General features: G+C 61.9%; 12 protein-coding genes, 1 tRNA gene and 1 pseudogene. 9 read left to right on the forward strand and 5 right to left on the reverse strand.

From position 1 onward, the window contains the following. From EOL86_08320 to EOL86_08340, 5 genes are all read right to left on the reverse strand, one after another. The coding region (locus tag EOL86_08320; GenBank protein ID NCD25580.1) for a translation initiation factor IF-2 at positions 1–896 on the reverse strand (896 nt) is incomplete at its 3' end. Then, positions 875–1,126: a YlxR family protein gene (locus tag EOL86_08325; protein NCD25581.1), complete on the reverse strand. Its 252-nt coding sequence runs from the start codon at positions 1,124–1,126 to the stop codon at positions 875–877. The genes EOL86_08320 and EOL86_08325, both read right to left, overlap by 22 nt. Continuing rightward, the gene (nusA, locus tag EOL86_08330) at positions 1,127–2,422 is read right to left on the reverse strand and encodes a transcription termination/antitermination protein NusA (GenBank protein NCD25582.1); all 1,296 of its coding nucleotides are present in this window, start codon (positions 2,420–2,422) and stop codon (positions 1,127–1,129) included. A gap of 45 nt (positions 2,423–2,467) precedes the next feature. Continuing rightward, on the reverse strand, positions 2,468–2,962 hold the full coding sequence (locus EOL86_08335; GenBank protein NCD25583.1) for a ribosome maturation factor RimP: 495 nt from the start codon (positions 2,960–2,962) through the stop codon (positions 2,468–2,470). An 88-nt stretch (positions 2,963–3,050) separates the two neighbouring features. Then, positions 3,051–3,126: transfer RNA gene (locus EOL86_08340), tRNA-Gly, on the reverse strand. Positions 3,127–3,261: 135 nt separating this feature from the next. Between EOL86_08340 and flgF the strand changes: the two genes are divergently transcribed. From flgF to EOL86_08385, 9 genes and pseudogenes are all read left to right on the forward strand, one after another. Then, positions 3,262–4,038: a flagellar basal-body rod protein FlgF gene (gene flgF / locus EOL86_08345; protein NCD25584.1), complete on the forward strand. Its 777-nt coding sequence runs from the start codon at positions 3,262–3,264 to the stop codon at positions 4,036–4,038. 55 nt (positions 4,039–4,093) lie between these two features. Continuing rightward, positions 4,094–4,876 (forward strand): flagellar basal-body rod protein FlgG, encoded by a 783-nt coding sequence (gene flgG / locus EOL86_08350; protein NCD25585.1) that lies wholly within the window; start codon positions 4,094–4,096, stop codon positions 4,874–4,876. Positions 4,877–4,878: 2 nt separating this feature from the next. Beyond that, a complete protein-coding gene (gene flgA, locus EOL86_08355) occupies positions 4,879–5,835 on the forward strand; it encodes a flagellar basal body P-ring formation protein FlgA (GenBank protein ID NCD25586.1) in 957 nt (318 codons plus the stop codon). An 11-nt stretch (positions 5,836–5,846) separates the two neighbouring features. Beyond that, positions 5,847–6,533, forward strand: a complete 687-nt coding sequence (gene flgH, locus EOL86_08360) for a flagellar basal body L-ring protein (protein ID NCD25587.1) — start codon at positions 5,847–5,849, stop codon at positions 6,531–6,533. Continuing rightward, positions 6,517–7,632: a flagellar basal body P-ring protein FlgI gene (locus tag EOL86_08365; GenBank protein ID NCD25588.1), complete on the forward strand. Its 1,116-nt coding sequence runs from the start codon at positions 6,517–6,519 to the stop codon at positions 7,630–7,632. Before flgH ends, EOL86_08365 begins: the two co-directional genes overlap by 17 nt. Positions 7,633–7,645: 13 nt before the next feature. Beyond that, a pseudogene (locus tag EOL86_08370) lies at positions 7,646–7,951 on the forward strand (hypothetical protein). 413 nt (positions 7,952–8,364) lie between these two features. Beyond that, positions 8,365–8,850, forward strand: coding sequence for a flagellar protein FlgN (locus tag EOL86_08375; protein NCD25589.1), 486 nt, complete (start codon positions 8,365–8,367; stop codon positions 8,848–8,850). Continuing rightward, positions 8,850–10,943: a flagellar hook-associated protein FlgK gene (flgK, locus tag EOL86_08380; GenBank protein ID NCD25590.1), complete on the forward strand. Its 2,094-nt coding sequence runs from the start codon at positions 8,850–8,852 to the stop codon at positions 10,941–10,943. The genes EOL86_08375 and flgK overlap by 1 nt, the downstream gene beginning before the upstream one ends. A gap of 9 nt (positions 10,944–10,952) precedes the next feature. Continuing rightward, on the forward strand, positions 10,953–11,344 hold a 392-nt coding region (locus tag EOL86_08385; GenBank protein ID NCD25591.1), incomplete at its 3' end, for a flagellar biosynthesis protein FlgL.

Genomic DNA, 11,344 nt, shown 5'->3' on the forward strand with positions numbered 1-11,344 from the left:
TCGACCATGCGGCGGCCTTTTTTCTTTTTGCCGCGTGAATCCGTGGCCGGGGCTGGTGCCGGAGCTGGACGGCCGGCGTCCGCCGGACGCTGGAAGCCACCGCCGGGGCGACCGGCCGGGCCGCCCGGACGCTGCGGGGCGGGACGGGCCGCCGGGCCCATGGGCCGGACGGGCGTGCCATCGGCGGCGCGGGTATCGGGAAATTCAACGATCTTGGGCCGGGAAATGATCTTGACCTGGACAGGGGCGGGCGCGGGTTTGGCTTTCCGTCCCTTCTTGCGATCCTGTTTGTGGTCCTCGGTCGAGGTCTCGCTCTCGGTCGATGGCGCGGCCGTTTCATCCGCGGCCTGGGGCTGGGGCTGTTCCGCGACCTCCGCCTCGATCGGCGCTTCCGCGGGTGCTTCGGGCTGGGGCTCGGGCTGGATTTCGGCTTCCACGCGGGGCTCGGGTGGCGCGACGTCCTCGGTGGCTGGCGTCGGCTCGGCAATGATGCGCGCCGGAGTGATGATGACCGCGCCTTGGCTCTTGCGTTCCCGGGTGCGCTTGGGGCGTTCGGTGGGCTCGGCGTCCTGGTTGGATTGGTCTTCGGCGGCCGGCGTTGCCTCGGCTTCGGCGGTCGGCGTGTCGTCCGCGGTCTTCTTGGGCACGTCCCGACGCCGCTTGCGCACGATGACTCCGGTCGCGGCGCGGGATTCAACGGGTTGCGGGGCGTCCATCTTTTCCTGGTGGTGTTTCCTGGCCCGGTCGATCTCGTCCTCGGTCAAGCCGCTTGTTGTGGATTTGGCCTCGATGTCGAGTTCCCGCAGTATGTTCAGCAAATCCTTGCTGGAGATTCCGAGATCCTTGGCCAGGTCTCTTACTCGTAGTCTAGTGGTCATGCCCAACCCCCCTTGCATTTCTTCTGCCAGCCCTTGAATCGCTCGAATTTGTTCCGGCACGCCGCATCGCGGCACAGATAAAAGCCCCGTCCCGGTTTTTTTCCGGAGATGTCCGCGGTCAGTGTGAGCTCGCCGTGAACAGGGCAGGTAAATCGGTCTAGTTCGTTTTTTGGAAAACGCCGCCTGCAGATGACACACATCCGCACCGGCCCGGAGGTCGGCGCGGATTGGTCGTCGCGGGTCCGCATCTAGGCGTCGTCTCCGGACTCCGTGTCGTCCGGCTCCGGGGCGCCGTCATCGGTCTCGTCCGTGCCCTGGCTGGCGAGGAGGTTCAGGGCGCCGCGCAAGGCGCCGATGTTTTCCTCGCTGATGCCCTGAATTTCCAATAGTTGCTCATTGGAGCAGGAGGCCAGGGCTTCCAGGGAATCGAATCCCGCCTCGGCGAAATCCAGGATGGACACTTGCGCCGCGCTGGCCACCTGTTCCAGGAGTTGCCGGTCCTTGTGGACCTTGTTGAAACGGCTGGCCGTGAAAATATCGATCTTCCAGCCCAGAAGCTTGGCCGCCAACTTGACGTTTTGTCCCTTCTTGCCAATGGCCGGGGTCAGTTGGTCGTCGGGCACGATGACTTCCAGGGATTTCTCCTCGTCGTCGATGGCGATTTTGGAGATGCGGGCCGGAGACAGGGCGTTGGCCGCGTAGGTGGCGATGTCCGGACTCCAGAGCACGATATCGATGCGCTCGCCGCGCAGCTCCTGGACAATATTATGGATGCGCGAACCACGGATACCGACACAGGCGCCCACGGGATCGACATTGGAGTCCTGGGACAGCACCGTGACCTTGGCGCGCAGGCCGGGGTCGCGGGCCACGCCCATGATGTTGACCGTGCCGTCGGCGACTTCGGGCACTTCGCGCCGGAAGAGCGCGACCATGTATTCCGGGTCGGAGCGGGTGATGATGATCTGCGGGCCCCGGCCTTCCTTGCGGACGTCGATGATCAGCCCCTCGACCCGGTCGCCCTGGCGGAAGCGTTCGCGGGGAATCTGCTTGTCCTTGGGGAGCAGGGCCTCGGTCCGGCCGAGATTGATGATCCAGCCGGAGCGGTCGCGGCGTTGGATGATGCCGCTGACGATTTCACCCTTGCGGTGTTTGTACTCGTCGTAAATGATTTCCTGTTCCGCGTCGCGCATGCGCTGAATGATGACCTGCTTGGCGCTTTGGGCCGCGATGCGTCCCAGGTCCTCGACCTGCAGGCGAAAGCCGATGGCGTCGTCCAGTTCCACGTTGGGATCGTGTTTCGTCGCGTCTTCCTTGGTGATTTCGGTGTCCTCGTCGAAGACCTCCTCGACGACGGTCTTGAACTGATAGACTTCGATATCGCCGGTGTCCTCGTTGAAGGTGACCTCGATATCCATCTTGTCGCCATATTTTTTGGTCACGGAGGCCCGGATGGCTTCTTCCAGTGTGTCGATCAGCATTTCGCGGTCAATACCCTTGTCCTTGCTGATCTGGTCAATGGCTTTCTTGAGTTCCAAATTCATGAACGTCCTCCGTTCTTGTCGGGAAAGGCGTCTGTCCCGTGATGTCTAGCGTTTTTCGGGCCGGCCCTGGTCGTCGGGTTCGTAGACGAGGTTGGCCTTGGCCACGTCGGGCCAGCGTAGCGTGAATTCCGTGGCGTCGATGGCCAGGGTGAACGCGGGCGGATCAAGGGATATCAGGCGACCTTTGAAATTTTTTCTGCCGTCCTGGGGCGTGGCCAGTCGCACGCGGATGTCCCGACCAATATATGGATGCATCTGGTCCGGAGTGAAGAACTGGCGTTCCAGGCCGGGCGAGGAGACTTCCAGGGTGAAGGCGCCGGGGATGATGTCGTCCACGTCCAGGGCCAGACTGACGTGGCGGCTTATTTCCGTGCATTCATCGATGCCCACGCCCGTGGCCGAGTCCAGATAGATACGCACGATCTTGTGCCGTCCACCCGCTCCAAAAAGGAGTTCGATGCCCCAGACCTCGAGGTCGCGGGCCGCGCACAGCGGCGTCACCATGTCGAGGAGACGGGCGTGAATTTCGTTTTTGTCCATGATTTGTCCACCGGAAAAAAAAAGGTGGACCACCAAAAGGCCCACCCCTCATCAGCTACCGAAATATCAGCATGACCACATACAGGAGTGGAGCGGGTGACGAGAATCGAACTCGCAACACCAAGCTTGGGAAGCTTGTACTCTGCCAATTGAGCTACACCCGCTCTGCAATCGGTTCCCTTGCACGAGATCTAGGAGTGACGTCAAGTGTTTTTTTGAGCCCTTGCCGTCGCGGTTCGGACACGGCCTGTCTGCTGGCATGCAATGTGCTAAAGACTAGCCGACAAGGAGGACCTTCCATGCAAGAAAGCAGTTACAGCGCCACATTCGGAGCGTTGACCCAGCAACACCGGCTGGATGTTATCGCCAATAATTTGGCGAACGTGAATACCACCGGTTTCAAGGGCGACAAATTGGCGTTTCGGGATACATTTCGCCGGTACGCCCATGATTTGCTCGACCCGAACCAGGCCTTGGACCACAAGGTGCCATGGCCCCGGGCGCATGTCCTGGCCCAATCCCGCATCGCGGAGCGGGTCGTGGATTTGTCCCAAGGCTCCCTGAAGACCACGGGCAATCCCCTGGACCTGGCCATTTCCGGAGAGGGCTTTTTTCGGGTTCAAACCCCGGAGGGCGAGTTTTTGACCCGTCAGGGCGTGTACCATCGGTCCAGCGAGGGGTTTGTGGTGGACGGTCATGGCAACCGGCTTTTGGGCGATGGCGGTCCCTTGCAGATTCCCGAGGGCGGCACCCTGGTCGTGGCCGATGACGGAACCCTGACCGTGGATGGAGAGCAGATCGATGTCATTTCCCTGGTCACGGTCGAGGATCCCAAGGTTTTGGAAAAAATGGGGAATTCCTTGATGCGGATCAGTCCGGAGGCGCGGGCGCAAACCATTCCGGCCCAGGACGCGACCATCGAGCAGGGGTATCTGGAAGGGGCCAACGTCGAGGTCGTCACGGAAATGGTCAACATGATCGAGGCCATTCGTGCTTTCGAGGCCTACCAGAAAATGATCACCGGCACTTTTGATCAGGACAAGAAGGCCATCGCCGAAGTGGGCGCGCCCCGTTAGGCTTGGCCGTGGAGACGAGTCGGCCGCCACTGGTTGAGCCGCAAGGAGGATAGTCATGATACGCGCATTGTGGACCAGCGCTTCGGGCATGATCGCCCAGCAGATGAACCTGGACGTGACCGCCAACAACCTGGCCAACGTCAACACCACGGGTTTCAAGAAAAACAGGGCCGAGTTCGAGGATCTCATGTATCAGAACATGAAGATCGCGGGCACGACCAACCAGACCGGGAACCAACTGCCCGTGGGCATGCAGATCGGCATGGGCGTGCGGCCCGTGTCCGTGCACAAGCTGTTCGCCCAGGGCGATTTCCAGAACACGGGCAACCAGTTGGACATCGTCATCGAGGGCGACGGTTTTTTCCGTATCGATCGCAACGGCGAGGAGGCCTATACCCGCAACGGCGCGTTCAAGCTGAACAGCGAGGGCGTGATCGTCACCGACAACGGCCATCCGCTGCAGCCCGAGTTCGCCGTGCCAGCCGAGACCCAGAATATCGTCGTCACCGAGGACGGGCATTTGACCTGCGTGGACAAGGCTGGCGCCGAATTGGCGGCCACGGACATTCCCATCTATACCTTTGTCAATCCGGCCGGTCTCAAGGCCGAGGGTCGTAACCTTTACGTGCAGACCGATGGCTCCGGCGAGGCCGTGGAAAGCGTGCCTGGCCAGAACAAGGCCGGCACCCTGGCCCAGGGATTTCTGGAAATGTCCAATGTCGAGATCGTGGAGGAAATGGTCAACATGATCGTGGGACAACGCGCCTACGAGGCCAATTCCAAGTCCATCAGCACCGCCGATTCGATGCTCCAGATCGCCAACCAGCTCAAGAGGTAGGCATGGTCCGTCTGGTTTTTCTTTTTCTTTTCGTGACGACTGCCCTGCCTGTCTGGGCTGGCGCCGAGGGCAGGTTATTCGTCGCGGCGGCGGTCTGCGTGGACGGACCCGTGATCAGCCTGGGGCAATTGGTCCGGGCCGAGGGCGGGGAGGCGGCCGGCGTCCTGGCCAGGATCGGCGCCGAGCCCCTGTTGGCCGCGCCCAAATTCGACGGGGCGCGGGCCAATTTGAGTGGTCCAAAACTGCGGGATCTGATCATGGCGCGTTTTGGGCCGGATTTGCCGGAAATCGTGGTTCCGGATCGGGTCCAGGTACAGCGGGGCGGTCAGGTTATTGACGGTCTGGGCGTGCGTCCCCTGGTAGACAAAGTTTTGACACAGAGTCTGGCGCATCTCGAAGGCGAGGTGGTCATTCGGGATTATCGCCTGCCGGATCATCTTTTCGTTCCGGAAAAGGCGCCGGTTCAGGTCCGGATCGCGCCCGTGGGGCCCCTGGCTCCGGGACGGACCAGTCTGCGCCTGGAAGCCGTGACCGCATCCGGCAAGGTGGCGCGGACATTCACGGGCACTGTCTTCGTCGATGTCTGGAAAACCGTGCCCTGCGCGGCCAGGGTTTTGAATCGGGGCAACATCCTGGAACCGGAATTGGTGACCTTTGCCCGCAAGAATCTGGCCTTTCTGCCCCGGTTGCCCTGGGATGGCCGGGACCTGCCCCTGCGCGTGACCTCGGCCGTGGGCACGAACCAGGTCATTTACGCCGACGCCGTGGAGCCCATTCCCGTGATCCAGAAGGGCGCGTCCGTGACCCTGACGTACGAGGGCCGGACCTTGAAATTGAGCGTTCCGGCGGAAAGTTTGGAGGATGGGAGCATCGGAAGCGTGATCCGGGTCCGGAACATGCAAAGCGGAAAGGTAGTCGCGGCGCGCGTGCTCGACGCGAACACCGTGCGGACACAATAGGGGGAGGAACAATGAAATTTCAATATGTCATGATCGTGGCCCTGGTGATCGCCACGGCCGGATGCCGGGCCTCCAGCCGGCCATCCATGCCGGCGGCCGTGATCACGCCTCCGCCTCAGGAACGGGTGTCTCCGGCCGACAATCCGGGGTCTTTGTACGACCCGGATGGGGCCAATCTCCTTTTCGCCGATGCCCGGGCACGGCGCGTCGGGGACATCGTGTTGGTCCGGGTGGTGGAAACGACCCTGGCCAAGAACAAGGCCTCGACCACGGCCGACAAGGAAAGCTCCTCGGATTACGGCGTCAGTTCGTTTCTGGGTCGGGACAAGTTGCCCCTTATTCCAGGGGCCGAGGTTGGCGGCAGCCTGATCGGGACAAGTTCCACCAGCGAATTCGAGGGCGACGGCGAGACCAAACGTGAAAGTTCCATTTCCACCACCGTGGCGGCCCGCGTGACCCGCGTCCTGGGCGGCGGGCTGATGGAAGTGGTCGGTGCCCGCGAAACCCGGGTCAACGGCGAGACCCAAATCGTTTTGGTCCAGGGCGTGGCCCGGGATCGGGATATCGACGCCGACAACACCATCAAATCCACCAGCCTGGCCGAGGCCAGGATCGAGCTGTACGGCGAGGGCGTCCTGGCCGAGAAGCAGCGCCCCGGGTGGCTTGCGAGGATACTCGACAATGTTTGGCCATTCTAGATTGTATCGCTACGCGACCGCGGCCCTGTGCGCCCTGGTCCTGGGACTTGGGTTGACCGCGTCGGCCGGAGCCGTGCGGCTGAAGGATATCGCCAATTTCGGCGGCGTGCGCTCCAACGATCTGGTCGGGTACGGGCTGGTTGTCGGTCTGGCCGGAACCGGGGACAAGAACGCGCCGTTCACCATGCAGTCCATGGCCAACATGCTCGACAGCATGGGCGTGCAGGTCGACCGGGCCTCGATCAAGCCCAAGAACGTGGCCGCGGTCATGGTCACGGCCAAGATGCCGGTTTCGTCACGACCCGGCGCGCGGATGGACGTCACGGTGTCGTCCATGGGCGACGCGTCCTCGTTGCTGGGCGGGGTGTTGCTGATGACGCCGCTCAAGGGCGTGGATGGCAATGTCTATGCCCTGAGCCAGGGGCCCTTGATCGTGGGCGGCTTTTCCGCCGGCGGCGACGCGACCCAGGCCACGAAGAACATTACCACCGTGGCCCGCATTCCGAGCGGCGCGATCATCGAACGCGGCGTGCCCTTTACCTTCAATGACCAGCAGAATGTAACCATAAACATGCACGGCGAGGACTTTTCCACGACCAAGCGCGTGGCGGACGCGGTCAATCGGGCCCTGGGCGGAACATTCGCCCAGGCTCGGGACGTGGCCACGGTCAACCTGGCCGTGCCGCCCCGATATCAGGGCGATATCGTCACCCTGATGGCCTCCCTGGAGAATCTGGAGATCAGTCCGGATTCGCGGGCCAAGGTCGTCGTGGACGAAAAGACCGGAACCGTGGTTTTGGGGGCCAATGTTTCCCTGTCGAGGGTCGCGGTATCCCATGGGAATTTGAACGTGGTCGTGTCCGAGCAGCCCCAGGTTTCCCAGCCAGGGGCGTTTTCTCCCGGACAGACCGTGGTCACTCCCCAGACCCAGGTGGGCGTCAGGGAAGAGCAGCGGCGCCTCGTGCTCATGGATGGAGCCTCCATCCAGGAACTGGTCGACGGCTTGAACGCCATCGGCGCCACGCCCCGCGATCTTATTTCCATCCTGCGGACCATGAAGGCCGCCGGAGCCCTGCACGCCGAGCTTGAAGTGCTTTAGCGCCGGAGGAACCATGAGCGAGAACACGATGACCACCCCTGCCCTGGCCAACACGGACACGACCCAAAATCTGCAACTGCGCTTGCAGGAGCTGCGCTCCCGCCTGCGACCGGGCCAGGGCGAGGACGCCAAGCTGGAGAAGTCCTGTCAGGATTTCGAAGCCGTGTTCATCGGCCAGATCTGGAAGCAGATGCGTTCCTCCGTGCCCAAGGATGGCCTGCTCCATTCCAAGGAGGAGGAAAGTTATCTGTCCATGTTCGACCAGGAGTTGTCGGTGAAGATGGCCCGGAGTGGAGGCATTGGCTTGGGGGACATGCTCCGGGCCAGCCTGTCCGAACGTCTGGCCGCGGCCAGCAAGGGCACGGCCTCGTCCACGCCGCTGCTGCCCCTGGATACGTCCGCCCTGGCCCAGACCGCCTCGCCACGGGTCCAGGCCGGAACCCTGGCCGCGCAGACCGCCCAACATCAGGCCGAGCTCCTGGCCCAGCGCATCGTGGGCGGCCGGGCTCCGGAGTCGCCCAAGCCCGAAGTGGCCGCGAACGCGGTCAAGGTTTCCCTGTCCGAGTTGGAAAATGCCTTGAAGGCCGTGAGCCTGGACGAGGCGGACCGGATGTGAACCCCGTGCGTGACCTCTTCCGGGGTCACGCCACGGCGGTGGCCAAAAACTTGCACAACATGTCCTGAACAGGATCCACCGGGAAGAAATTTCCGGGCGGAGAGACGAAAAAATCCATGGAGTGCGCCATGCTTGAGATCATAACCGACAGTCTGACCCGCCAAACAAAAGGCTCGCAGCTTCTGACCATCCTCTTGCAGGAAGAATATGCCTTGTTGCGCGCGAGCAAGCCCGATCAGGTCGCGGCTTTGGAGCTGACCATCCAGGAATTGATTCGGCAGCTGGTGCGCGAACGCGAATTCTTGCTCCGCATTCTGCGGGCCGGAGGCTTTGCCAAGCTGCGTCCATATCTGGATACCCTGGACGAGACAGCCCGGGTCGGCGTGGAGACGACGCTGGCCAGACTGAGCGATTTCGAACAAACGAGCGCCCGCCAGGCGACCATCAACGCCGATTTGGCCATGGCCCTGTGGACCCAAAGCGGCGAACTGCTGCGTCATTTCCAGAACAAGGTCGCCCCCCGGGAGCGCAACACCTACACGGCCAAGGGGACTTGGTATAACCGGCCGACCACGGCCGCCTTGGTGCGCGGGAGGCTCTGATGCCAGGCGTGACCGGTCTGTTCGACATCGGCAAGAAGTCCCTTTTTGCCAGTCAGACCGCCATCGAGGTCGTTGGCAACAATATCTCCAACGCCAACACCGAGGGGTATAGCCGGCAGGCCGTGGTGCTTCAGGATGGCCAATACATCCAGTTTTCCCCCGGCCAGTTGGGAACCGGTGTCCAGGCGGCCGAAATCATCCGTTATTTCGACGAATACATCGAGGCCCGGTACAATACCAAGAGCGCCGAGGAGCAGCGGTGGGCCACGCTTCACGAGAACTTGCAGGGCGTGGAGGGGATTCTGAGCGAGGCCACGACCAAGGGGATCGGCTCCGCGTTGGAGCAGTTCTGGGCGGATTGGCAAACCCTGTCCGGGGACCCGCGCAATGGGAGCGTCCGGGCCGAGTTGCTGGGACACGTTTCGGCGTTGGAGAGCGCTATCCAGACGGCCGAGGATGGCCTGCAAGCCATGCAGTTGGCCGCGGATGACGCTATTTCCCGGGAAGTGGAGGACATCAACGGCATTTTGTCGAGTATCGCCGCCGTCAACGCCCAGATCGCGACGATCGAGGCGTCGGGAACGAACAACGCCAATGGCCTGCGCGACGAGCGCGCCTCCCTGGTCCGGGATTTGGCCGAAAAGATGGATATCACCTACATCGACAACGGCCTCGGCAACGTGACCGTTTTGACCAAGGCCGGGCATACCCTGGTCGATGGGACCGAGGTTTTTCGTCTGGCCTTCGAGGCTCCCCAGGCCATCGCCGATCTGACCAAGACCTCGACCTTCGATGGCACCATCTCCTTCGATGGGGAAAGTTCCAGCGAATACACGGTGGAGATCGTTGATCCCGGCCTCGTTGGCGCCGCCACGTACAAGGTCTCGCTGGACGGCGGGAATACCTGGCTCAAGGACGCGAACGGCGTCAGCGTGTTCACGACCACCGAAAAGGGAGCCTTGCTGCCCGATGGCAAGGGCTCCCTGGCTTTTGATTCCGGCTCCGGCGAATTGTTGCGAGAGGGCGACCGGTTTCAGGTTCTGCCCCAGAAAAGTCTGTTCTGGTACGAAAATTCGTCCACCAAGATGAACATCACTCCGCAGATCTTGGCCAACGGGGAGGACAACGAACGGCGTCTGACCGGTGGCGGTCTGACCGGGTATTTTCAGTTCCGCGACGCCAGCGTCGGAGGCTTTATCGAAAAGATGAACGCCTTTTCGTCCAGTCTGGCCTGGGAGGTGAACCGGCTGCACTCCCAGGGCGCGGGCTTGGAGCGGTTCTCGGAAGTCACCGGCACGTACAAGGTGCTGGACTCGGACGAGGCGCTGGGGAGCCGGGAAGCGGGGTTGGCGTTTGGTGACCGCCTGGCCACCGGCAATGTCGTCGTTCACACGTACAACCAGACCACCGGGGCGCTGGAGTCCTCGCGCAGCCTGGATTTTTCAGCCATCACGCCTCCCGGCGTCGTCAATTTCGATCCCAGCGAGCATTCCTTGCAAGACGTGGCCGCAGTGTTCAACAGTTCCCTTGGCGGCGACATCACGGCCACGATCAGCGACGGACGATTGCAGCTCACGGTCGCCAACGGCCATGATATCGCCTTTGGGTCGGATTCCAGCGGCCTGCTGGCAGCCCTGGGCATCAATACTTTTTTTGAAGGCTCGGACGCGGACACCCTGGCTCTCAACGCCGCGATCGTGGGCAACGCCTCGTTCATCAATGCCGGACACGTCAATGGCGCCGGAGAAATGAACAGCGGCGACAATACCACCGCCTCGGCCATTGCCGCCCTGCAGACAACCGATGTCAAGATCGTCACGTCATCCATGAGCAGCTCGTCGCAGACCCTGGGTGAATATTATTCCGCCCTGGTGGCCCTGGTCGGATCTGAGGTCTCCACGGCCAAGTTCAATCGTGAGTACAATGCCGCTTTGGCATCGGATTTGAAGGCCCAACAGGAAGCGGTCAGTGGCGTGAATCTGGACGAGGAAATGACCAATCTGATCAAGTTCCAGCATGCCTATACCGCCGCCGCCAAATTGATCACCACGGCGGATTCCATGATGCAGGTATTGTTGGGGCTTAAGTCCTAGGAGGCGGTCATGCGCGTATCATTGCGCAGTCAGTATACTGATTTTCTTTACAATCTTCAGGAGACGCAGTCCCGGCTGATGGATCTGAACATTCAGTCTTCCAGCCAGAAGCGCATCACCAAGCCTTCGGACGATCCCATTGGCACCGGCCAGGTCATGAACTACCGGGACTCCATTTCGGCCATCACCCAGTATCAATCCAACATCGGCACGGCCAAAGGCTGGCTGAATCTGGCCGACGAGTCCATGCTCCAGGTCAGCACCATCCTGATCCGGCTCAAGGGGCTGGCCGAGCAGGGCGCCACCGGCACCATGACCGAATCGGACCGCGAGGCGACGTCCTACGAAGTCCGTCAACTGTTTGACCAGCTGGTCAGCCTGTCCAATACCCAATACGAGGG

This window comes from Deltaproteobacteria bacterium (assembly GCA_009930495.1).
Classification (GTDB): domain Bacteria; phylum Desulfobacterota; class Desulfovibrionia; order Desulfovibrionales; family Desulfomicrobiaceae; genus Desulfomicrobium.